Raw genomic sequence first — 22,299 nt, 5'->3', positions numbered from 1 at the left:
ACAATGGCCGTATGACGGAGCGCGCGCGGCATTGGCAGTACGACGAGCTGCCCGGGGTGGATCTGCTGCGGGCCCGGTACGTACGGAAGACGTTCGTCCGGCACACGCACGAGAACTTCGTGATCGCCGCCATCGCCGACGGGGTGGAGGTCTTCCACCACGGCGGTGGTGATCAGTACGCCGGGGCAGGGGCTCTCGCGCTGGTGAATCCCGATACTCCGCACACCGGGCGGGCCGGTGTGCCCGAGGGGTGGCGGTACGGGGCGGTGTATCCCTCGGTCGACGTGGTGGCGGAGATCGCGGCCGAGACGACGGCGCTGCGGGGGACGCCGGGGTTCGTCAGTCCGGTGGTGGACGATCCGTACGCCGTCGCGTTGGTGCACCAGGTGCTGCGGGCCGCCGACGAGGGCAACGCCCTGGCCGCGGACACGCTGCTGCGGGTCGCCGTGACCAGGCTGCTGCGGCTGAACGGCGGGCCCATGCCGCGGAAGGAGGTGCGGACGGCCGGGACCCGGATCGCGGCACGCGCGCGTGGTGTGCTGGAGGAGCGGATGGCGCTGCCACCGACTCTGGAGCAGCTGGCGGCTGATCTCGGGACCAGTCCGTTCGCACTGCTGCGGGCCTTTCGGGACGCCTACGGGATGCCCCCGCACGCGTGGCTCACGGACGCGCGAGTCCGGCGGGCGCGGCGGCTGCTGGACCTCGGGACGCCGCCCTCCGAGGTCGCCGTCGCCGTGGGGTTCACAGATCAGCCGCATCTCAACCGGCACTTCAGCCGGATGGTCGGGGTGCCTCCGGGAGCGTATCAGCGGGAGCGCAAGAACGTACAAGACCTGCGGTAGCGGCTGCTCGTAGCGTGCGGGGCGTGGTGGATCGGACAGCTCTCAGAGATACAGGGACCGGTGGGAAAGCGGACCGGGCCGTCGTACGGGACGCACTGGGCGTCGGGGTGGCCGTCGGGCTGTCCGGCTTCGCCTTCGGAGTGACGTCGGCAGGCAGCGGACTCACGCTGATGCAGACATGCGCGCTCAGCCTTCTGGTGTTCACCGGGGCCTCCCAGTTCGCCCTGGTGGGCGCGCTCGCGGCAGGAGGCAGTCCGTTCACGGCGGCTGCCGGGGCCTTCTTCCTGGGCGTACGGAACGCCTTCTACGGCCTGCGGCTGTCGCAGTTGCTGGCCCTCCCGCGCGCGGTGCGGCCGTTCGCCGCCCAGTGGGTGATCGACGAGACGACCGCCGTCGCGCTCGCACAGCCCACGCGGCGCGGTGCGCGAATCGGATTCGTCGTGACCGGGCTGAGCCTGTACATCCTGTGGAACCTCACCACGCTGCTCGGCGCCCTGGGCGCAGGTGCCATCGGGGACACCGACGCGTGGGGGCTGGACGCCGCCGGACCCGCGGTCTTCCTGGCCCTGCTCGCGCCGATGCTGAGGACCGGCACCGAGCGGGCCGTCGCCGGGCTGGCCGTGGTGCTGGGGCTCGGGCTGCTGCCCGTACTGCCCGCCGGCGTCCCGGTGCTGCTGGCGGCGCTGGCGGCGCCGGTCGTCCTCTGGGCGGACGGCCGGCGCAGGGGTGCGCCTGCTTCCCGGGAGGACGACGCGTGAACGTCTGGATCGCGATCGGTGTGACCGTCCTGGGGTGCTACGCCGTCAAGCTGGCCGGGCTGCTGGTGCCCACAGGGACCCTCGAGCGGCCCCTTGTCCAACGGCTTGCCGCGTTGCTGCCCGTCGCGCTGCTCGCGGCCCTCACGGCCGAGCAGACCTTCGCCGACGGGCAGACGCTGGTGCTGGACGCGCGGGCCGCCGGGCTCGGAGCAGCGGCCGTGGCACTGGTGCTGCGCGCCCCGTTCCTGGTCGTCGTCGCGGCGGCCGTGGTGGTGACCGCGGGGGCGCGGGCCATAGGGGCGTGGTGATCACTCGATGGCGCGGCCGTAGGCGCTGAGGGTGCGCAGGGCCTCGATCGTCACGACCGGGCCGGCCTCCAGGGCGGGGGCCGGGGACCAGCGGCGCCGTCGGACGGGCCAGCCGCCGTCTCCCTGCTGCTGGGCCGCGAGGTGGTCCAGGGAGCGGGTCATCTCGTCGTCCGTGAACCACGCGCGCGCGAGAGAGCGCGGTGTCCTCGCGTAGTCGTACGGGAAAGGGTGCGTGCCGGAGGCACAGCCGGGGGAGACCGGATTCTCGTCCAGGTGGTCGGGGTCCAGGGCCACCAGGCCCTGTGCGCGCACCAGGCGGCCCAGGCGGTCGGCGGCCGCCTCCGCACGCGCGCGGTCGGGGGCGGAGTCCAGGAAGGTCACGGCGGCCTCGATCTCGTAGGGGTGCGACTTCTCGAGGGACTCGACCGCCTGCCAGCAGAAGTCCGTGGCCCGGAACAGCCAGGCGTGCCACACCTCGTTGCGGTGCAGCAGCCCCACCACCGGGCCGGTGGACAGGAGGTCGCCGGGCGGGTCGGCCACGACCGGCAGGAAGGGGGCCGTCGGGTAGCCGCGTCCGCTGGGATGGATCGCCGGGAGCGCGCCGTCCGCCGTGGAGACGGAGGTCAGGTAGCGGCACACGCGTTCCACGCGCTGGCCGGCGCAGCGCCCCACGGCGTCCAGGACGCGCAGGGCGCGGGCGGTGTGCAGCGGCTGGCTGACCGGGCCGCGCAGATCAGGCTCCAGCGCGTGGCCGTACCCGCCGTCCTCATTGCGGTAGGCCTCCAGCGCCGTCTCCACCGGGTCGGCGGCTGCGCCACGGAAGTGGTGGGCGAAGAGGCGCTGCTCCAGCACGCGCGCGGTGAGCCAGACGAACCGCTCCGCGCGCGTGACAGGGCTGTGCGGCGCGGGCGTCGGGGGGAGTGTGGAAGCTCCTGTTTCGGCCATGGGTCAGACCGTAGGGCGGAATGCGGCGCCCGCAGGCGGTCCTGGCTCAGGCCCACCCCCAGGGGCGGGATACTGGAGTCATGCGGTTGACGGTCTTCTGGCAGCGGATGGCGGAGCACTTCGGTCCGGGCTACGCCGACACCTTCGCGCGCGACCACGTGATGTCGGAGCTCGGGGGGCGCACCGTGCACGAGGCGCTGGAGGCCGGCTGGGACGCCAAGGAGGTCTGGCACGTGGTCTGCGGGGTGATGGACGTGCCCCGGGAGAGGCGCTGACCGACTCGCCACGAAGGCCCTTGACCGGTCGAGCGGACGGTTGAACGGTCAAAAGATCGCTGCCGGGTCACGAAGATCGCAGGCGGGCAGACGGCTGTCGGTGGCGTGGGCGAGACTTGGTTCGTGGCACCCACTGACGAGACCGGGCAGGAAGCCCAGCAGTCCTCCCCGTTCGGTACGACGCCCCCGGCCGGGCCCCCGGCCGGAGGGTCCGCCGGGCCGAACGGCCGCATGCCGCGCTGGCTGCCGCGCGCCATGGTGCTCGCGCTTGCCCTCGTCGCCGCGTTCCAGCTGGGCAGCTGGGCCTTCCACCAGGTCACCGGCCTGCTGATCAACATCCTCATCGCGTTCTTCCTGGCGCTCGCCATCGAACCGGCCGTGAGCTGGATGGCCTCGCGCGGCCTGCGCAGAGGACTGGCCGCGTTCATCGTCTTCATCGGCGTGGTGATCGTGTCGGCGGGCTTCGTCACGCTGCTCGGTTCCATCCTCGCGGACCAGATCATCAAGATGATCGAGGGCTTCCCGGAGTACCTCGACTCCGTCATCCACTGGATCAACACCCACTTCAAGACCGACCTGAAGCGCGTGGACATCCAGGAAGGTGTGCTCCGCTCCGACTGGCTGCGCAACTACGTGCAGAACAGCGCCACGGGCGTCCTGGACGTGTCCGCCCAGGTCCTCGGGGGCCTCTTCCAGCTGCTGACGATCGCGCTGTTCTCGTTCTACTTTGCCGCGGACGGTCCCCGGCTGCGCCGCGCGCTCTGCTCCGTCCTGCCGCCCGCGCGTCAGGCCGAGGTGCTGCGCGCCTGGGAGATCGCCGTGAACAAGACCGGCGGCTACATCTACTCGCGCGGCCTGATGGCGCTGATCTCCGGCGCGGCGCACTTCGTCCTGCTGCAGATACTGGACGTGCCCTACGCGCCCGTGCTCGCGGTGTGGGTGGGCCTGGTGTCGCAGTTCATCCCCACCATCGGCACGTATCTCGCGGGCGCCCTGCCCATGCTGATCGCGTTCACGGTGGACCCCTGGTACGCGCTGTGGGTGCTGATCTTCGTCGTGATCTACCAGCAGTTCGAGAACTACGTGCTGCAACCCAAGCTGACCTCGAAGACCGTCGACATCCACCCCGCGGTCGCCTTCGGCTCGGTGATCGCGGGTACGGCGCTCCTCGGTGCCGTCGGCGCGCTGATCGCCATCCCGGCCATCGCCACGCTCCAGGCCTTCCTGGGGGCCTACGTGAAGCGCTACGCCGTCACGGACGACCCGCGTGTGCACGGCCATCGCTGGCGGGGGGAGGGGCCGGGCCTGATGGCGCGCACGAGGCGGCTCTGGGCACGGCGGCCGGGTGCGGAGCGACCGGAGGAGCCGGAGAACCCGGGGGACCCGGAGGGCGGAGGGCCCGGCAAGGGCTCCTCCTGATCTCGTCGTACGGGGGGCCGGGCCACCACGTGGCATCGGCTGCCGTCGCCTGGCGTGCTTGACACGAAAATCGAACATCCATTCTCATGGGGTCTCCGGCGCGGCTCAACGGCGAGCATTTCGACGTACTTTGGGTAGAGAAGTGCCCGAGTTATCCACAGGCCGGACGTGCGTCGGGGCGCATTGTCAGTGGCAGGCGTTAGCGTCTTTGACGTGAAGCGATCGACTCAAGCAAATCGGGTGGAACCCATGGCAGGAACCGACCGCGAGAAGGCCCTGGATGCCGCGCTCGCACAGATTGAACGGCAATTCGGCAAGGGCGCGGTCATGCGCATGGGTGACCGGACGAAGGAGCCCATCGAGGTCATCTCGACCGGGTCGACCGCCCTCGACGTGGCCCTCGGCGTGGGCGGGCTGCCGCGCGGCCGTGTCGTGGAGATCTACGGCCCGGAGTCCTCGGGTAAGACGACCCTGACCCTGCACGCGGTGGCGAACGCGCAGAAGTCCGGCGGTCAGGTCGCCTTCGTCGACGCGGAGCACGCCCTCGACCCCGAGTACGCGAAGAAGCTCGGCGTCGACATCGACAACCTGATCCTGTCCCAGCCGGACAACGGCGAGCAGGCCCTGGAGATCGTGGACATGCTGGTCCGCTCCGGTGCCCTCGACCTCATCGTCATCGACTCCGTCGCCGCGCTCGTCCCGCGCGCGGAGATCGAGGGCGAGATGGGCGACAGCCACGTGGGTCTGCAGGCCCGCCTGATGAGCCAGGCCCTGCGGAAGATCACCAGCGCGCTCAACCAGTCCAAGACCACCGCGATCTTCATCAACCAGCTCCGCGAGAAGATCGGCGTGATGTTCGGCTCCCCGGAGACCACGACCGGTGGCCGGGCGCTGAAGTTCTACGCCTCGGTGCGCATCGACATCCGCCGCATCGAAACCCTCAAGGACGGCACGGAGGCGGTCGGCAACCGCACCCGCTGCAAGGTCGTCAAGAACAAGGTCGCGCCGCCCTTCAAGCAGGCCGAGTTCGACATCCTCTACGGCCAGGGCATCAGCCGTGAGGGCGGCCTGATCGACATGGGCGTGGAGCACGGCTTCGTCCGCAAGGCCGGAGCCTGGTACACGTACGAGGGCGACCAGCTCGGCCAGGGCAAGGAGAACGCGCGCAACTTCCTGAAGGACAACCCCGACCTGGCCAACGAGATCGAGAAGAAGATCAAGGAGAAGCTGGGCGTCGGCGTGCGTCCCGAGGAGCCGGCCGCCGAGCCGGGCACGGATGCCGCGGTCTCCGCCGCTCCGGCCGACGCCGCGCCCGCGGTGCCCGCCCCGGCGGCGGCCAAGACCGGCAAGTCCAAGGCCGCCACAGCCAAGAGCTGACCCGTGACACGACGAACCGACTGGGCGGAGTACGAGTACACCGCCTCCGGTGGCCCTTGGGGGAGGGGCACCGGAGACGACGCGGGCTCGGCTGTGGACGGTGACGGCGAGTACGGGACCGACGGGTCGTACGGGGAGGACGAGGGGCCGCACGGGGGCGGCTCCCACGACAGCGACTCACCCGGCGCAGGCTCACGCGGAGGAGGTTCACGCAGAGACGGCTCGCGTGACGGCGGGGCGCGTCGTGGGCGTGGACGTCGCCGGCAGGGCTTCGGTGAGGTGATTACCGAAGACGGAGGCTCCCCCTCTTCGTCGAGGGCCGAGCAGGGGGAGCCTCCAGGGGACCCGGTCGAGCAGGCTCGGGCGATCTGCCTGCACCTGCTCACCGGGACCCCGCGGACCCGCAAGCAACTCGCCGACGCCCTGCGCAAGCGGCAGATCCCGGACGACGCAGCCGAGGGGGTGCTGTCGAGACTGGAAGAGGTCGGCCTCATCAACGACAGCGCCTTCGCGGACGCCTGGGTGGAGTCCCGCCACCACGGCCGGGGGCTGGCGCGGCGTGCGCTCGCCCGGGAGCTGCGGACCAAGGGCGTCGACTCCACGCTGATCGACGAGGCCGTCTCCCAGCTCGAGCCCGAGCAGGAAGAGGCGACCGCGCGTGAACTCGTCGCGCGCAAGCTCCGCTCCACCCGGGGGCTCGACCGCGACAAGCGACTCCGGCGCCTCGCGGGCATGCTCGCCCGAAAGGGCTACTCCGAGGGCATGGCCCTGCGCGTGGTCCGGCAGGCACTGGAGGAGGAGGGCGAGGACCCGGACTTTCTCGGGGACGAACAGTTCTGATTCTGCGGTGTGATCACACGACCGGAAGCCCCGACGCCTTCCACGCCTGGAACCCGCCGACCAGGTCGGTGGCCCGGTACAGGCCCAACTGGTGCAGGGACTGAGCCGCCAGGCTGGAGGCGTAGCCCTCGTTGCAGATCACGACGACACGCAGGGAGTGGCTCGTGGCCTCGGCCGCACGGTGGCTGCCCTGCGGGTCGAGACGCCACTCCAGCTCGTTGCGCTCGACGACGAGCGCACCGGGGATGAGGCCGTCGCGCTCGCGCAGCGCCGCGTAGCGGATGTCCACCAGCAGCGCGTCACCGGTCTCGGCGGCCTCGTACGCCTCCTGCGGCTCGATCCGCTCGTAGCCCGCGCGCACGCGCTCCAGCAACTCGTCGATGCCGACGGGAGGTTGGACGTCGCCACTGGAGCTGCCGCTGCCGCCGCTGCCACTCACCGGCTCCTGTATGGCGCTCACTGCCAGTCCTCCGGCCGCTCCACCTGCTCGAGCCGGAGGATCGGCCCACTACGGCTGTAGCGGCGGATCTGCGGCAGGGGCGGGTAGTAGGCGTGGACGGAGATCGCGTGCCGCTCGGGGGACTCGTTGAGCACCTCGTGGACGTGGTGCCGGCCGAAGGCGCGGCCCTGGCCCGACGACAGCCGGCGTTCCCGGTCCACACCGTCGGAGAGCTCCAGGGTCTTCCAGCCGTCGGTGGGCAGCCGTGCGGCGAGCGAGTTCTCCTTGAGCTCGCCCGACGCGGTCAGAAAGGCCCCGACGGAGTCGGCGTGGTCGTGCCAGCCGGTGCCCGTGCCGGGCGGCCAGCCGATCAGCCAGGCCTCACTGCCGCCGGGCCCCTCCAGCCGCACCCAGGTACGGCCTTCGGGGTCGAGCGGCAGGGATTCGATCAGCTCGGTATCGGCGGCCGTACGCCGGACGAAGTCGAAAAGGTCGGCCTGGGTGGGTCCGGAAGACGTGGAGGGGCCGGACGTAGGGACAGTGGAGGAGCCGGACGTAGAGACAGAGGAAGGAGATGCGGAGGGGGATACAGACACGGGTGCCGTCCTGGAGGTCCTGATGCGGGTTCGCACGGGAGGCGCGTCGGCCGGCAGGGAGAGCGCGGCGCGCGCGGACGAAAGAAGGATGCGAAGTCAGCAGGACGGGCGACACACGCAGCCCGCATAGCGGAGGAGGTCCATATGGACCCTCCGCCACAGGCGCACACAGGTGTCGGTCACGCACCGGAGTACACCACGGCCGTCCGGGCAGGTCAACTCACTGTCACCATGCGGACGCACTGTGACAGAGAGCACGACCCATCCGGCGCCTGACGTCAGCGCGAGCCGGCCGACGCACCGGCCTCCGCCTGCGCCTTGACCGGCCCGCCCAACGCGGCCTCGGCCGCCGTGTACAGATCGGCCGGGCGCACTCCGCTCAGCGCGGTCACGAGATGCCCGTCGGGCCGCACCAGGAGCACCGTGTGCGCGGCAGCACCCGGATAGCTCTCGGCGACCAGCAGCTCGGCGTGGTGCGGCAGCGCCGTGACCGCGGCGGCGAGCTGGGGCATGATGCCGGCGCTCACCCAGTGCCTGCGCTCCCACACGCCCGTGCCGGGGGCGATCAGCACCACGAGCAGCGCGCCGCGGCCGAGCCGGTCCCGCAGCCGGACGAAGGTGCCGTCCTCCGCGGTGACTCGTACGTCGATGACCGAGGAGCCGGGAGCTGTCCGGACCGGAACCTCTCCTTCGAGGGGTGGGGGCGCGAGTGGCGAGTCGGCGTACGCCCCCGGCGCGCCCAGCTGGCCGTGCCCCAAGTGGCCGTCCGTGAGGAGCGAGTCGTGGCCCCGGGCCGAGCCGGGGACGTAGGAGCGCAGGCCTCCGCCGCCGCGCAGCAGGGGCAGGGCCTGGTCTGCTGCGCGGAGCCGGGCCGCCACGATCGCCCGGCGTTCGGTCTGGTAGCTGTCGAGGAGCGCCTCGTGCGGCCCGTGGTGCCAGGCCAGGGCCAGTTTCCAGGCGAGGTTGTCGGCGTCCCGCAGGCCCTCGTCCAGCCCGTGCGTGCCCAGGGAGCCGTGGAGGTGCGCCGCGTCCCCCGCCAGGAAGACGCGGTCGGCACGCCAGCGGCGGGCCAGCCGGTGGTGGACGGTGTGCACACCGGTGTCCAGAAGCTCGTACGGCGGGGTCGTGCCGCCCGACCAACCCGCCAGGGTCTCCCGGATGCGGGTCAGCAGCAGCTCGGGTGTGACCAGGTCCTTTCCGGGCGGCAGGAGCCAGTCCAGACGCCAGACGCCGTCCGGCAGGGGGCGCGCGGTGACCTCGCCGGCCGAGGGGCCCGACATGCGCCACGGCGGCATGCGGTGCAGCAACGCCTCGTTGTACCAGGGCAGTTCCGTCCGCAGCGCGGCGACGGCGTGACGTTCCACCGCCGTACGGCCGGGGAAGCGGATGTCCTGGAGCTTGCGCACGGTCGAGCGGGGGCCGTCGCAGCCGACCAGGTAACTGCCGCGCCACCACGTGCCCTTGGGGCCGCGCGTGTGGGCCGTGACGCCCGAGGACTCCTGCTCCATGCCGTCGAGCCGGCTCTCCACCGCGACCTTGACGAGCGGTTCGCCCGCGAGGGCCGCGCGCAGGGCGCCGGTCAGCTCGTGCTGGGCGATGTGCAGCGGGACGGGCTCGGTGCCGTCGAAAAAGACCTCACGCATCACCTGCTTGCGCCGCACCGACCGCCATCCGGCCCAGTGGGCGCCGATCCGGTCCAGGGGGACGCCGGTCAGCCGTTCGATGAGGGCGGTGGTGTCCTCGCGGAGGACCACGGTGCGCGACGCACGGGGTTCGTCCTTGCCCGGCCCCTCGTCGAGAACCACGCACGGCACCTCCTGACGCGCCAGCGCCAAGGCGAGCGTGAGCCCGACGGGCCCCGCTCCGACGACGATCACCGGGTCCACGGCGCGGCGCCCCCTGCCCGTGGTGACGTCCCGAGGGACGTAGGTGAACACGAAGTTGGAGCAGGGTGCACGATCACAGAACGTATGCAACCCATTGCCGGTGCTTGCGTCAAGTGACCAGGGGCAGTGGCGATCATGCCACTGCCCCTGAGTATGTCATCCGGGTTGACCGAGTGTCAGACGGTGCCTCCGGTGCCGGTCCCGGTGGTGCCGGCGATCTGCGCGTCGTCCGCGGCCACGACCGCGCCCGTGGACTTCTTGGCCTGCCGCAGCCGGCGCTCGAGCCAGCTCGCGAAGGACGTGAGGGCGAAGTTGAGCGCGATGAAGATGACAGCCACGACCGTGAAGCTGGCGATGATGTTCGCGCCGTAGTAGCCGCTCATCGTGTTCGCCGAGGAGAGCAGCTCGGCGTAGGTGAGAACGGCGCCGCCGAGCGCCGTGTCCTTCACGATGACGACGAGCTGACTCACGATGGCCGGGAGCATCGCGGTGACCGCCTGCGGCAGGAGGATCAGGCGCATCAGCTGCCCCTTGCGCAGGCCGATCGCCTGCGCCGCCTCGGACTGGCCCTTGGGCAGGGCCAGGATGCCCGCCCGGACGATCTCGGCGAGGACGGACGCGTTGTACAGCACCAGGCCGGTGACGACCGCGTAGAGCGGACGGTCGTCGGAGCTGACGTTGGTGTACTCGGCGAACAGAGCGAGGCCGAAGATCATCAGGACCAGCACGGGGATGGACCGGAAGAACTCGACCACAATCGCGGCCGGAACCCGGACCCACACGTGGTCCGAAAGGCGGGCGATGCCGAGGACCGCGCCGAGCGGCATCGCGATGATCACCGCCAGGGCGGCCGCCTTCAGAGTGTTCAGCAGACCCGGCCAGATATAGGTGGACCAGGCCTCAGTGCCGGAGAAGAACGGTTCCCACAGGGCCCACTCCAACTGGCCCTTGTCCTCGAGGGTGCTGAACACCCACCACAGCAGGGCCGCGGCGGCTGCCACGAAGACCACAGTGAGGACGGCGTTGCGCCGCTTGGCCCGAGGGCCCTGGGCGTCGTACAGAACGGAACTCATCGCTTCACCGCCACCTTCTTGCCCACCCAACCGAGGATCAGACCGGTCGGCAGCGTCAGAACCACGAAGCCGAACGCGATGATCGCCGCGATCAGCAGCAACTGGGCCTCGTTCTCGATCATCTCCTTCATCAACACCGCCGCCTCGGCGACACCGATGGCGGCCGCGACCGTGGTGTTCTTGATGAGGGCGATCAGCACGTTCGCCAGCGGGACGACAGACGAACGGAACGCCTGCGGCAGCACGACCAGACCCAGCACCTGGCGGAAGCTGAGACCGATCGCCCGAGCCGCCTCCGCCTGCCCGACCGGCACCGTGTTGATGCCGGAGCGCAGCGCCTCGCACACGAAGGACGAGGTGTAGAAGATCAGGCCCAGGACCGCCAGCCGGAAGTTGATCGTCTCGACGTCATCGGCGCCGAGGGAGACACCCAGCGTCTGGTTCAGGCCCAGCGACGTGAACAGGATGATGACGGTCAGCGGGATGTTCCGCACGATGTTCACGTACGCGGTCCCGAAACCGCGCATCAGCGGCACCGGGCCGACGCGCATGGCGGCCAGCATGGTGCCCCAGATGAGAGAGCCGACGGCCGACAGCGCAGCGAGTTGCACTGTCGTCCAGAAGGCTCCCAGCAGGTCGTAATCCTCAAGAAAGTCGAACACGATCTCCCGCGCTTCCGCGTATAGGGATGCCCCGGTGCGCCGCCCCGCAGGGCGGCGCACCCGTCAGGCGTTGCCTCAGCTCTTGATGTCGCCGATCTTCGGCGCGGGCTCGTTCTTGTAGTTCGCCGGGCCGAGGTTCTTGTCCACGGCCTTCTGCCAGGCACCGTCGGCCACCATGGCCTCGAGCGCCTTGTTGATGTCGGCCTTGAGGTCGCTGCCCTTCTTGACACCGATGCCGTAGTTCTCGTTGGTCAGCTTGAAGCCGCCGAGCTTGAACTTGCCCTTGAACTGCGACTGGGCGGCGTAACCCGCGAGGATGGAGTCGTCGGTGGTCAGCGCGTCGACGGCACCGTTCTGCAGACCGGGCAGGCAGGCGGAGTACGTCGGGTACGGCTGCAGCTGAGCCTTCGGCGCCAGCTTGTCCTTCACGTTCTGCGCGGAGGTGGAGCCGGTCACCGAGCAGAGCTTGGCGTTGTTGAGGTCCTCCGGCGACTTGATCTTGTTGTCGTCGGACCGGACCAGCACATCCTGGTGAGCCAGCAGGTAAGGCCCGGCGAAGTCGACCTTCTCCTGGCGCTCCGGGGTGATCGAGTAGGTCGCGGCGATGAAGTCGACGTCACCACGCTGCAGCATGGTCTCGCGGTCGGCGCTCTTCGCTTCCTTCCACTCGATCTGGTCCTCGTTGTAACCGAGCTTCTTCGCGACGTACGTGGCGACGTCGACGTCGAAGCCGGCGTAACCCTGCGGCGTCTTCTGGCCGAGGCCGGGCTGGTCGAACTTGATGCCGACCGTGATCGACTTGCCGCCGCCGTCAGAGCCCGAGTCGCCGCCCGTGCTGTTGTCACCACCGCACGCGGTGGCGGTCAGGGCGAGGGCGAACACGGTGGCCGAGGCGGCGGTGACCTTGCGGAGCTTCATGATGAACATCCTTTGACTGGTGAAGAGATGCGGGCCCACGAAGGGCGGGCGACGTAGGGCGCGTCCGGCGCGACCCGCGCCGTCAGTGGTGCAGGATCTTCGACAGGAAGTCCTTGGCACGGTCACTGCGCGGATTGCTGAAGAACTGGTCGGGCGCAGCCTCCTCGACGATTCGGCCGTCCGCCATGAACACCACGCGGTTTGCGGCCGATCGTGCGAAGCCCATCTCATGGGTGACGACGATCATGGTCATGCCGTCGCGGGCGAGCTGCTGCATGACCTCCAGCACCTCGTTGATCATCTCGGGGTCGAGCGCGGAGGTCGGCTCGTCGAAGAGCATGACCTTCGGCTCCATGGCCAGCGCCCGCGCGATCGCGACGCGCTGCTGCTGGCCGCCGGAGAGCTGTGCGGGGTACTTCTCGGCCTGCGCGCCCACGCCGACCCGGTCGAGCAGGGCCCGAGCCCGCTCCTCGGCCGCCTTCTTGTCCTTCTTGCGGACCTTGATCTGGCCGAGCATCACGTTCTCGAGCACGGTCTTGTGCGCGAAGAGGTTGAAGGACTGGAAGACCATTCCGACGTCGGCCCGGAGCTTGGCCAGCTCCTTGCCCTCGTGGGGCAGCGGCTTGCCGTCGATCGTGATCGTGCCGGAGTCGGTCGTCTCCAGGCGGTTGATGGTGCGGCACAGGGTGGACTTTCCGGACCCGGAGGGTCCGATGACCACGACGACTTCGCCGCGGGCGATCGTCAGGTCGATGTCCTGGAGTACGTGCAACGCGCCGAAGTGCTTGTTGACGCTCTTCAGGACGACCAGTTCGCCGGTCGCGGCCACATCTTCCTTGGCCACCGATACTTCGGTCATCGCTCTCAGGCTCCGTCCTCCTCGGTTTCGGAGGACAGTAGTTACCCTCTACGACCTGCGTCATTACATCTGAGGGGAATCTGAGCATCACGATCCGATAGCAATCGGACACGTGTCGTAGCACTTGTGAGCAGCGCTCATATCGGCCGGGTAACGGAAGCTCTCCGCAACCGGAACCCTCTTGACGTCGTCCTCATCCATCAGCGTGACTGCAAGGCGTGCACGCGCGCGTGCACGCGTTTTTGTACACAGATAGATCGTACGGCCAGTGAACCGAAGGGGGCTCGGATGAGACTGCTGCTCGTCGAGGACGACAACCACGTCGCCGCCGCCCTGTCGGCTGTCCTGGCGCGGCACGGGTTCGACGTCACGCACGCGCGCAGCGGTGAGGAGGCCCTCCAGGCGCTGGTCCCCGAGAGCGACTGCTTCGGTGTCGTCCTCCTCGACCTCGGCCTGCCGGACCAGGACGGATACGAGGTCTGCGGCAAGATCCGCAAGCGCACCGGCACCCCGGTGATCATGGTCACCGCCCGCTCCGACGTCCGCTCCCGCATCCACGGCCTCAACCTCGGCGCCGACGACTACGTGGTGAAGCCGTACGACACCGGGGAGCTGCTCGCCCGCATCCACGCGGTGAGCCGGCGCACCTCCCACGAGGACACCTCCAGCGGCATCGAGACCGAGCTGCGGCTCGGCCCGGTGCACATCGAGCTGCCCAACCGCCGGGTCAGCGTGGACGGGTCGGCGATCCAGCTGACCCGCAAGGAGTTCGACCTGCTGGCCCTTCTCGCGCAGCGGCCCGGGGTGGTCTTCCGCCGGGAGCAGATCATCAGTGAGGTGTGGCAGACCAGCTGGGAGGGGACCGGGCGGACCCTTGAGGTGCATGTGGCGTCCCTGCGCGCCAAGCTGCGCATGCCGGCCCTCATCGAGACCGTACGCGGAGTCGGCTACCGGCTCGTCGCGCCTGCCGGGTAGCGGGGCCGGGTGCGCACTCGTCTGCTCCCGCTGCTGATCATCCTGATGGCGGCCGTGCTGCTCGCGCTCGGCGTCCCGCTCGCCGTCAGCCTGGCCGGGGCCCAGCAGCAGAAGGTCGTCGTCGACCGGATCGACGACACCGCGCGCTTCGCCGCCCTCGCCCAGTTCGTCACCGACTCGCCCACCGGCACCGCCGGCGCGTTCGAGAACGAACGCCTGGCCACGCTCAGCAGCGAACTCGACAGTTACTACGACGTCTACGGCATCCGGGCCGGCGTTTTCTACCGCAGCGGCAGTGCCATGGCTCACGCACCGGCCAGGTGGTCCCTGCCGGAAGAGGGCGAGGTGCGCGACGCCTTCGACGAGGCGCTGCTCAGCCGCCGCAGCCACGACCCGAAGCAGGTCTGGCCCTGGCAGCGCCACAACCTGGTGGTCGCCTCGCCGGTCATCCGGGACGGGGACGTCGTCGCGGTCGTCGTCACCGACTCGCCCACCGGGCAGATGCGCTCGCGCACCCTGCACGGCTGGCTGGTCATCGGCGCGGGCGAGGCGGCCGCGATGCTGCTGGCCGTCGGCGCCGCACTGCGGCTGACCGGCTGGGTCCTGCGGCCGGTCCGCGTTCTCGACGCCACCACCCACGACATCGCCACCGGACGGCTCAAGTCCCGGGTCGCGGCCGCCGGCGGACCGCCCGAACTCCGGCGTCTGGCCAGGTCGTTCAACGAGATGGCGGACAACGTCGAGGACGTGCTCGAGCAGCAGCGCGCCTTCGTCGCCGACGCCTCGCACCAGCTGCGCAACCCGCTCGCCGCGCTGCTGCTGCGCATCGAGCTGCTCTCCTTCGAACTGCCCGAGGGCAACAAGGAGATCGCCTCCGTCCAGGCCGAGGGCAAGCGCCTCGCGCAGGTCCTGGACGATCTGCTGGATCTGGCGCTGGCCGAGCACACCGAGGCGGACCTGAGGATCACCGACATCGGCGAGCTCGCCGCCGAACGCCTCGCGGCCTGGGCCCCGACCGCCGAGGCCAAGGGCGTACGCCTGATCGGCGACTGCCCGCCCACGACGGGGTGGGCCGACCCGGTCGCGCTGTCCAGCGCGCTGGACGCGGTCATCGACAACGCGGTGAAGTTCACGCCCGAGGACCAGACTGTCGAGGTGACCGTCGCCTCCAACGGCGCCACGTCAACCATCGTCGTCACCGACCACGGCCCCGGCCTCACCGACGAGGAGCTGGCCCGCATCGGCGACCGTTTCTGGCGCAGCAGCCGCCACCAGAACATCAAGGGTTCGGGCCTCGGACTGTCCATCTCGCGGGCGCTGCTCGCGGCGGGCGGCGGTTCCATCGCGTACGACCGTCACGAGCCGCACGGGCTGCGGGTGACGGTGACGGTGCCCAGGTCGGGTCCTACGGCTTGACGGACTGGTAGTAGCGCTGGGCGCCGCGATGCAGCTGGAGCGGGTCGGTGTAGATCGCCGTGCGGACGTCGACCAGCTGGGCGGAGTGGACGGTCGCGCCGATGCCGTCCCGGCTGTCGATCACCGTACGGGTCAGCCACTCGGTGAGCCGGGGGTCCATGTCGCTGCGCGTCACCAGCAGGTTGGACACCGCCAGGGTCGGCACCGGGTCACCCCGCTGGATGGTGGGGTAGGCCGATTCCGGCATCTTGGTGGCGCGGTAGTACCGCGTGGCACCGCCCTGGTCGTGCAGCTTGGCGACGAGCCCGGCGTCGATCGGCACGAACCGGAAGGCGGAGGACGACTTCTTGGCGAGGCGGCTGAGCCCGTCCGTGGGCAGGCCGCCCGACCAGAAGAACGCGTCGAGGCCGTGACCCAGCCGCTTGGGACCGGTGTCGATGCCGTCCGAGGAGGGCTTGATGTCCTTCTCGGGGTCGATCCCGGCCGCCTTGAGGACCCCGTTCGCGATCAGCCGCACGCCGGAGTTCGGCAGCCCTATGGCGACGCGCTTGCCCCGCAGGTCGGCGACGGAGCGGATGTCCGAGTCCGGCGGTACGACGAGCTGCAGGTAGTCGTCGTACAGGCGGGCCATACCGCGCAGCCGTCCGGCGCTCGCACCGTGGTCGAGCTTGTACGTGGCGACCGCGTCCGCCGCAGCGATCGCGAAGTCGGCCTTGCCCGTGGCCACGTCCGAGACGTTCTCCTGCGAGCCGGCGCTGGTCAGCAAGCGCACCCTCAGGTCCGGCATGTCCTGGTCGATCTCGGAGCGCAGGAGTTCGCCGTACTCGTGGTAGACGCCGGCACGCGTGCCCGTGCTGAACGTGATCGCCCCGCCCGGAGGCTCCTCGGCCCAGGGGCGCAGCCACGACAGCAGCAGCCCGAGGACCAGGAGGGAGGCGGCGCCGCCCTGCAGGGCCAGGCGCCTGCCGATACGGGGGAACATCTTGGACATGCGCGAGATCCTGCCAGCCTTGGTGCCCCGCTGACCAGGGGCGGGGTCCGGCACCGGGGCGGGGAGGAGTGTCAGTGGCGGCCGCTACTGTCGTCCCCATGAGCTCCTCGCCCGCTGACCTGGTCCGTGAATTTCACCTCGCCTTCGGCCTGGACGCCCGCAGTACCCCGACGGAGGTCTCCCCGGAACTCGCCGCCCACCGCGGCGAACTCCTCGCGGAGGAGGCCGCGGAGGTCGCCGAGGTGTCGGTCCGGGGCCCGCTCGACAAGCTCGCCCACGAACTGGCGGACGTCGTCTACGTCGCCTACGGCACCGCACTCGTCCATGGGATCGACCTCGACGCGGTACTGACCGAGATCCACCGCTCCAACATGACCAAGATCGGCCCCGACGGCACGGTCTCCCGACGTGAGGACGGCAAGGTCCTCAAGGGCGAGCACTACGAGGCACCGGATGTGCCGGGGGTGCTGCGGAGGCAGGGGTGGGCTCCGGGCAGTGACCGGAGGCCGCCGAGGTGACCCACCCCCCTCCTCAGTCGCCCACCGGCGCCTCCGCCTCGGCCTTCCGGGGCGCGGGTTCCGGGGCTCCCCGGCGGGTCTCGCGGCGGCCGCTCCACCACATCGCCACCGGCTCCGTGTAGCGCGCGGTGAGGGGGCCCAGGACGACCAGGATGAGGACGTAGGCCGTGGCCAGTGGGCCGAGGGACGGTTCGATGCCGGCCGCGACCGCCAGTCCGGCGATGACGATCGAGAACTCCCCGCGGGCCACCAGCGCACCGCCCGCCCGCCAGCGGCCCTTGACGGAGATCCCGGCGCGCCGGGCCGCCCAGTAGCCGGTGGCGATCTTCGTCAGGGCCGTGACGACGGCCAGCGCGAGGGCGGGCAGCAGGACGGGCGGGATGCTGGACGGGTCGGTGTGCAGTCCGAAGAAGACGAAGAAGACCGCCGCGAACAGGTCGCGCAGAGGGCTGAGGAGGGTGTGCGCACCCTCCGCCACCTCTCCCGACAGCGCGATGCCCACCAGGAAGGCACCCACCGCCGCCGACACCTGGAGCTGCTGCGCGACACCCGCGACCAGGATCGTCAGGCCCAGCACCACCAGCAGCAGCTTCTCCGGGTCGTCGCTGGAGACGAACCGCGAGATGAGCCTGCCGTAGCGCAGGGCGAGGAACAGCACGAGCCCGGCCGCGCCCAGCGCGATCGCCAGGGTCACACTGCCGGCCATCAGCCCGGCGCCCGCCACCAGTGCCGTGACGATGGGCAGGTACACGGCCATCGCCAGATCCTCGAGCACCAGCACGCTGAGGATGACGGGTGTCTCCCGGTTGCCGACCCGGCCCAGGTCGCCGAGCACCTTCGCGATCACGCCGGACGACGAGATCCAGGTGACACCGGCCAGGACGACGGCGGCCACCGGCCCCCAGCCGAGCAGCAGCGCCACCGCCGCTCCGGGCAGCGCGTTGAGCGCGCAGTCGACCAGACCGGACGGGTAGTGCGTCTTGAGGTTGGAGACCAGATCGCTCGCCGTGTACTCCAGGCCCAGCATCAGCAGGAGCAGGATGACGCCGATCTCGGCGCCGGTGGCGACGAACTCCTCGCTCGCGCCCAGCGGCAGCAGCCCGCCTTCGCCGAAGGCCAGACCGGCCAGAAGGTACAGCGGTATCGGCGAGAGCCGGAAACGGGCGGCGAACCGGCCGAGCAGGCCGAGGCCGAGGATGATGGAACCGAACTCGATGAGCAGGACCGCGGAGTGCACAGGCTCACTCCCGCCCGAGTATCGTCGCGGCCGCGTCGACGCCCTCACGGGTCCCGACGACGATCAGCGTGTCACCGCCCGCCAGCCGGAAGTCCGGCGCGGGCGACGGAATGGCCTCGGCCCGGCGCAGCACCGCCACGACCGACGCGCCCGTCTCCGTCCGCATCTTCATGTCGCCCAGCACCCGCCCGTTCCAGCGCGAGGTCGCCGCCACCTCGATCCGCTCGGCCACCAGCCCCAGGTCCGTGGTGTACAGCAGGCTCGGGCTGTGGTGGGACGGCTTCAGCGCGTCGATCAGCGAACCCGCCTCCGAGCTGGTCAGCCGCAGCGAATGCGCGCAGGAGTCGGGATCGTCGGCCCGGTACACGTTCACCGTGCGCGTGCCGTCGCGGTGCGCCACCACCGACAGATGGCGGTGTTCGCGGGTCTCCAGGTCGTACTGGACCCCGATACCCGGCAGCGGCGTCGCCCTCAGGCGCGGAGCTGACACGTTTCTTCCCCTTTTTCGTGCTGTTTGGTTTGTTTGTCTTGTTGGTGGTGCTGTGTCGGTGTCGTGAGCGGTGCCGTGAACGCTGTCGATCAACGGACGGGTCAAGTCCGCATGCTGCCATCCGGCCGTACGGTGACGACATGGGTGTTGTGACGGATATACACAGCGGCCGGTCGCCGGAAAGGGTGGAGCGGGAGGTGCCGTACGCGAAGGCCGGAAGGGGCGGATCCAGGAGCGTGTCGTTGTTCTGGCGGATCTTCTCGCTCAACGCCGCGGGCCTGGTCGTGGCCACGGCATTGCTGCTCGGTCCGGTCACCGTGTCCACCCCCGTTCTGGCGGGTGAGGCACTCGTCCTGCTCGTCGGGCTGGTGCTGCTGCTGGCGGGCAACGCGCTCGTGCTGCGCTTCGGCCTCGCGCCCCTGCAACGGCTCGGCAGGGCCATGGCCACCGCCGACCTGCTGCGTCCGGGAACCCGCCCGGTGGTCGCCGGCCCGGCGGAGACGGCCGCGCTGATCACGACGTACAACACGATGCTCGACCGGCTGGAGGCGGAGCGGGCCGCGGGTGCCGCCCGGGCCCTGTCCGCACAGGAGAGCGAACGGCAGCGGATCGCCCGGGAGCTCCACGACGAGGTCGGGCAGACGCTGACCGCCGTCCTGCTCCAGCTGAAGCGCGTCGCCGACCGGGCGCCCGAGGACCTGCGCGAGGAGGTGGGCCAGGCGCAGGAGGCGACCCGCGCCGGCCTGGACGAGATCCGCCGTATCGCCCGCAGGCTGCGTCCCGGTGTCCTGGAGGAGCTCGGGCTTGCCCGTGCCCTGCGCTCGCTCACCTCCGAGTTCACGACCCACGGGCTGACCGTGCGCCACCACGTCACCGGCGACCTCCCCGCCCTGAGCCCGGAATCGGAACTGGTCGTCTACCGGGTGGCCCAGGAAGGCCTGACCAACACCGCCCGCCATGCCACCGCCGACCGCGCCGAACTCCGCCTCGAGCAGGTACCCGGCGGCGTCGAACTCCTCGTACGCGACAACGGCACGGGCGTCGGCGACGCCCCGGAGGGCGCCGGAATCACGGGCATGCGCGAACGCGCCCTGCTGATCGGCGCCGCCCTCACCGTCGAACCGGCCCCCGGCCGGGGCACCGACGTACGCCTGCGCGTACCGGTGACGGAAGGAGCCCGCTGATGTGTCCACACCGGTCAGGCCGAGGAGCCCGCTGATGTCCGCCCCCACCCCGATCCGGGTCCTGCTCGCCGACGACCACACCCTCGTACGCCGAGGAGTGCGCCTCATCCTGGACGGGGAGCCGGACCTGACGGTCGTGGCCGAGGCCGGGGACGGTGCCGAGGCCGTCGCCCGGGCCCGGGACACCGCCGTGGACCTGGCCGTCCTCGATGTCGCCATGCCCCGCATGACCGGTCTCCAGGCGGCCCGTGAACTCTCCCGCCGGCTGCCCGACCTGCACATCCTGATCCTGACGATGTACGACAACGAGGAGTACTTCTTCGAGGCGCTCAGGGCCGGCGCCAGCGGCTACGTCCTCAAGTCCGTCGCCGACCGCGACCTGGTCGAGGCCTGCCGGGCGGCCGTGCGCGACGAGCCGTTCATCTACCCGGGCGCCGAGCGGGCCCTCGTCCGTTCCTACCTGGAGCGGCTGCACCGGGGCGACGGCCTGCCGGAACGGGCCATCACCGAACGCGAGGAGGAGATCCTCAAGCTGGTCGCCGAGGGCCACACCTCGAAGGAGATCGGCGAACTCCTCTTCATCAGCGCCAAGACGGTCGAACGCCACCGCGCCAACCTCCTCCAGAAGCTCGGCATGCGCGACCGCCTGGAGCTGACCCGCTACGCGATCCGCGCCGGCCTGATCGAGCCGTAGGCCCGCGGGCCCTGTTGTCCACAGGCGACCGAGCCACTTCCGGCGACCGCCTACCCTTGTCCCCATGAGCAGCATCGACCGGAGCCAGTCAGTGGGCGGCACGCGCACGTACGAGGTACGCACCTACGGGTGCCAGATGAACGTCCACGACTCCGAGCGATTGTCCGGTCTGCTGGAGGACGCGGGCTATGTGCGCGCCCCCGAGGGCTCCGACGGCGAGGCGGACGTCGTCGTCTTCAACACGTGCGCGGTGCGGGAGAACGCCGACAACAAGCTGTACGGCAACCTGGGCCACCTCGCGCCGAAGAAGGCGAGCCGCCCCGGCATGCAGATCGCGGTCGGCGGCTGTCTGGCGCAGAAGGACCGCGACACCATCGTGAAGCGGGCGCCCTGGGTGGACGTCGTCTTCGGCACGCACAACATCGGCAAGCTGCCCGTCCTGCTGGAACGCGCGCGCGTGCAGGAGGAGGCGCAGGTCGAGATCGCCGAGTCGCTGGAGGAGTTCCCCTCGACGCTGCCGACGCGCCGTGAGAGCGCCTACGCGGCCTGGGTGTCGATCTCCGTCGGGTGCAACAACACCTGCACCTTCTGCATCGTCCCGGCCCTGCGCGGCAAGGAGAAGGACCGCCGCCCCGGCGACATCCTCGCCGAGATCGAGGCCCTGGTCGGCGAGGGCGTCTCCGAGATCACGCTGCTCGGCCAGAACGTCAACGCGTACGGCTCCGACATCGGCGACCGCGAGGCCTTCAGCAAGCTGCTGCGCGCCTGCGGCAGGATCGACGGCCTGGAGCGCGTCCGCTTCACCTCTCCGCACCCGCGTGACTTCACCGACGACGTCATCGCCGCCATGGCCGAGACGCCGAACGTGATGCCGCAGCTGCACATGCCGCTCCAGTCCGGCTCGGACCCGGTCCTGAAGGCCATGCGCCGCTCCTACCGCCAGGATCGCTTCCTGGGGATCATCGAGAAGGTCCGCACCGCCATCCCGCACGCGGCGATCAGCACCGACATCATCGTGGGCTTCCCCGGCGAGACCGAGGAGGACTTCGAGCAGACGCTGCACGTGGTGCGCGAGGCCCGCTTCGCCCAGGCCTTCACCTTCCAGTACTCCAAGCGCCCCGGCACACCGGCCGCCGAGATGGACGGCCAGATCCCCAAGAAGGTCGTCCAGGAGCGCTACGAGCGTCTCGTCGCCCTTCAGGAGGAGATCTCCTGGGAGGAGAACAAGAAGCAGGTCGGCCGCACGCTGGAGCTGATGGTCGCCGAGGGCGAGGGCCGCAAGGACGACACCACCCACCGCCTGTCCGGCCGCGCCCCCGACAACCGGCTCGTCCACTTCACCAAGCCGGACCAGGAGGTCCGCCCCGGCGATGTGGTGACGGTCGAGATCACCTACGCCGCTCCGCACCACCTCCTCGCCGAGGGCGCCGTGCTCGACGTGCGCCGCACGCGCGCGGGCGACGCCTGGGAGAAGCGCAACGCCGAGAAGTCGGGCAAGCCGGCCCAGTCGGCGGGAGTGCTGCTCGGCCTGCCGAAGATCGGCGTGCCCGAGCCGCTGCCGGTCGCGACGAGCGGCTGCGGCCTGGACTGACCGGTC

General features: G+C 70.5%; 25 protein-coding genes. 13 read left to right on the top strand and 12 right to left on the bottom strand.

From position 1 onward, the window contains the following. The first annotated feature begins 11 nt into the window (after window positions 1-11). Genes AC07DF_RS31905 through AC07DF_RS31895 form a run of 3 tightly spaced genes read left to right on the top strand, consistent with a single transcriptional unit; the run spans window position 12 to window position 1,908 of the window. Window positions 12-842 (top strand): AraC family transcriptional regulator, encoded by an 831-nt coding sequence (locus AC07DF_RS31905; RefSeq protein WP_478979193.1) that lies wholly within the window; start codon window positions 12-14, stop codon window positions 840-842. Between the two features lie 23 nt (window positions 843-865). Then, window positions 866-1,600, top strand: a complete 735-nt coding sequence (locus AC07DF_RS31900) for an AzlC family ABC transporter permease (RefSeq protein WP_478979190.1) — start codon at window positions 866-868, stop codon at window positions 1,598-1,600. Beyond that, window positions 1,597-1,908, top strand: a complete 312-nt coding sequence (locus AC07DF_RS31895) for an AzlD domain-containing protein (RefSeq protein WP_478979188.1) — start codon at window positions 1,597-1,599, stop codon at window positions 1,906-1,908. Before AC07DF_RS31900 ends, AC07DF_RS31895 begins: the two co-directional genes overlap by 4 nt. Here AC07DF_RS31895 and AC07DF_RS31890 read toward each other — a convergent pair whose 3' ends face one another. Then, window positions 1,909-2,853 (bottom strand): hypothetical protein, encoded by a 945-nt coding sequence (locus AC07DF_RS31890; RefSeq protein ID WP_478979186.1) that lies wholly within the window; start codon window positions 2,851-2,853, stop codon window positions 1,909-1,911. An 80-nt stretch (window positions 2,854-2,933) separates the two neighbouring features. On the opposite strand from AC07DF_RS31890, the gene AC07DF_RS31885 reads away from it, so the two are divergent. From AC07DF_RS31885 to recX, 4 genes are all read left to right on the top strand, one after another. Then, window positions 2,934-3,128: a DUF3046 domain-containing protein gene (locus AC07DF_RS31885; RefSeq protein WP_478979183.1), complete on the top strand. Its 195-nt coding sequence runs from the start codon at window positions 2,934-2,936 to the stop codon at window positions 3,126-3,128. A 123-nt stretch (window positions 3,129-3,251) separates the two neighbouring features. Next, window positions 3,252-4,547 (top strand): AI-2E family transporter, encoded by a 1,296-nt coding sequence (locus AC07DF_RS31880; RefSeq protein WP_478979180.1) that lies wholly within the window; start codon window positions 3,252-3,254, stop codon window positions 4,545-4,547. A gap of 249 nt (window positions 4,548-4,796) precedes the next feature. Next, window positions 4,797-5,924, top strand: a complete 1,128-nt coding sequence (gene recA / locus AC07DF_RS31875; protein ID WP_478979177.1) for a recombinase RecA — start codon at window positions 4,797-4,799, stop codon at window positions 5,922-5,924. Window positions 5,925-5,927: 3 nt separating this feature from the next. Then, the gene (gene recX, locus AC07DF_RS31870) at window positions 5,928-6,764 is read left to right on the top strand and encodes a recombination regulator RecX (RefSeq protein ID WP_478979174.1); all 837 of its coding nucleotides are present in this window, start codon (window positions 5,928-5,930) and stop codon (window positions 6,762-6,764) included. 13 nt (window positions 6,765-6,777) lie between these two features. Here recX and AC07DF_RS31865 read toward each other — a convergent pair whose 3' ends face one another. The 8 genes from AC07DF_RS31865 to AC07DF_RS31830 form a co-directional block, all read right to left on the bottom strand. Next, complete coding sequence (locus AC07DF_RS31865) at window positions 6,778-7,215, bottom strand: rhodanese-like domain-containing protein (RefSeq protein ID WP_478979292.1); 438 nt, start codon at window positions 7,213-7,215, stop codon at window positions 6,778-6,780. A 5-nt stretch (window positions 7,216-7,220) separates the two neighbouring features. Next, on the bottom strand, window positions 7,221-7,799 hold the full coding sequence (locus AC07DF_RS31860; protein WP_478979171.1) for a cupin domain-containing protein: 579 nt from the start codon (window positions 7,797-7,799) through the stop codon (window positions 7,221-7,223). Between the two features lie 96 nt (window positions 7,800-7,895). Then, on the bottom strand, window positions 7,896-7,967 hold the full coding sequence (locus AC07DF_RS31855; RefSeq protein WP_310851512.1) for a putative leader peptide: 72 nt from the start codon (window positions 7,965-7,967) through the stop codon (window positions 7,896-7,898). Between the two features lie 110 nt (window positions 7,968-8,077). Beyond that, the gene (locus AC07DF_RS31850; protein WP_478979289.1) at window positions 8,078-9,685 is read right to left on the bottom strand and encodes an FAD-dependent monooxygenase; all 1,608 of its coding nucleotides are present in this window, start codon (window positions 9,683-9,685) and stop codon (window positions 8,078-8,080) included. Between the two features lie 176 nt (window positions 9,686-9,861). Beyond that, the gene (locus AC07DF_RS31845; protein WP_478979168.1) at window positions 9,862-10,758 is read right to left on the bottom strand and encodes an amino acid ABC transporter permease; all 897 of its coding nucleotides are present in this window, start codon (window positions 10,756-10,758) and stop codon (window positions 9,862-9,864) included. Continuing rightward, window positions 10,755-11,420 carry an amino acid ABC transporter permease gene (locus AC07DF_RS31840; protein ID WP_193476363.1) on the bottom strand — a complete coding sequence of 222 codons (666 nt, stop codon included), beginning with the start codon at window positions 11,418-11,420 and terminating at the stop codon, window positions 10,755-10,757. The genes AC07DF_RS31845 and AC07DF_RS31840 overlap by 4 nt, the downstream gene beginning before the upstream one ends. A gap of 75 nt (window positions 11,421-11,495) precedes the next feature. Further along, window positions 11,496-12,338, bottom strand: a complete 843-nt coding sequence (locus AC07DF_RS31835; protein ID WP_478979164.1) for a glutamate ABC transporter substrate-binding protein — start codon at window positions 12,336-12,338, stop codon at window positions 11,496-11,498. A gap of 82 nt (window positions 12,339-12,420) precedes the next feature. Further along, a complete protein-coding gene (locus AC07DF_RS31830; RefSeq protein WP_478979161.1) occupies window positions 12,421-13,197 on the bottom strand; it encodes an amino acid ABC transporter ATP-binding protein in 777 nt (258 codons plus the stop codon). A gap of 288 nt (window positions 13,198-13,485) precedes the next feature. Here AC07DF_RS31830 and AC07DF_RS31825 point away from each other — a divergent pair, with 288 nt between their 5' ends. Continuing rightward, on the top strand, window positions 13,486-14,172 hold the full coding sequence (locus AC07DF_RS31825; protein WP_478979158.1) for a response regulator transcription factor: 687 nt from the start codon (window positions 13,486-13,488) through the stop codon (window positions 14,170-14,172). Between the two features lie 9 nt (window positions 14,173-14,181). Beyond that, window positions 14,182-15,588 carry a sensor histidine kinase gene (locus AC07DF_RS31820; RefSeq protein WP_478979155.1) on the top strand — a complete coding sequence of 469 codons (1,407 nt, stop codon included), beginning with the start codon at window positions 14,182-14,184 and terminating at the stop codon, window positions 15,586-15,588. Here AC07DF_RS31820 and AC07DF_RS31815 read toward each other — a convergent pair. Further along, window positions 15,578-16,579: a TAXI family TRAP transporter solute-binding subunit gene (locus AC07DF_RS31815; RefSeq protein ID WP_478979152.1), complete on the bottom strand. Its 1,002-nt coding sequence runs from the start codon at window positions 16,577-16,579 to the stop codon at window positions 15,578-15,580. The genes AC07DF_RS31820 and AC07DF_RS31815 overlap by 11 nt on opposite strands. Window positions 16,580-16,677: 98 nt before the next feature. Here AC07DF_RS31815 and AC07DF_RS31810 point away from each other — a divergent pair, with 98 nt between their 5' ends. Beyond that, window positions 16,678-17,097: a pyrophosphohydrolase domain-containing protein gene (locus AC07DF_RS31810; protein WP_478979149.1), complete on the top strand. Its 420-nt coding sequence runs from the start codon at window positions 16,678-16,680 to the stop codon at window positions 17,095-17,097. 13 nt (window positions 17,098-17,110) lie between these two features. On the opposite strand, the gene AC07DF_RS31805 is transcribed toward AC07DF_RS31810, so the two are convergent. Further along, a complete protein-coding gene (locus AC07DF_RS31805; RefSeq protein ID WP_478979146.1) occupies window positions 17,111-18,334 on the bottom strand; it encodes a cation:proton antiporter in 1,224 nt (407 codons plus the stop codon). Between the two features lie 4 nt (window positions 18,335-18,338). After that, a complete protein-coding gene (locus AC07DF_RS31800) occupies window positions 18,339-18,824 on the bottom strand; it encodes a cation:proton antiporter regulatory subunit (protein WP_189721861.1) in 486 nt (161 codons plus the stop codon). A 140-nt stretch (window positions 18,825-18,964) separates the two neighbouring features. Between AC07DF_RS31800 and AC07DF_RS31795 the strand changes: the two genes are divergently transcribed. From AC07DF_RS31795 to miaB, 3 genes are all read left to right on the top strand, one after another. Further along, entirely contained in the window at window positions 18,965-20,008 is a 1,044-nt protein-coding gene (locus AC07DF_RS31795; RefSeq protein ID WP_478979144.1) for a sensor histidine kinase, read from the top strand. A 34-nt stretch (window positions 20,009-20,042) separates the two neighbouring features. Next, window positions 20,043-20,702, top strand: coding sequence for a response regulator (locus AC07DF_RS31790; protein ID WP_184589925.1), 660 nt, complete (start codon window positions 20,043-20,045; stop codon window positions 20,700-20,702). 64 nt (window positions 20,703-20,766) lie between these two features. Beyond that, complete coding sequence (miaB, locus tag AC07DF_RS31785) at window positions 20,767-22,293, top strand: tRNA (N6-isopentenyl adenosine(37)-C2)-methylthiotransferase MiaB (protein WP_478979142.1); 1,527 nt, start codon at window positions 20,767-20,769, stop codon at window positions 22,291-22,293. The last annotated feature ends 6 nt before the right edge of the window (window positions 22,294-22,299 follow it).

Source organism: Streptomyces sp. NPDC044719 (assembly GCF_056433405.1).
This window is presented reverse-complemented; position numbering and strand designations above follow the sequence as displayed.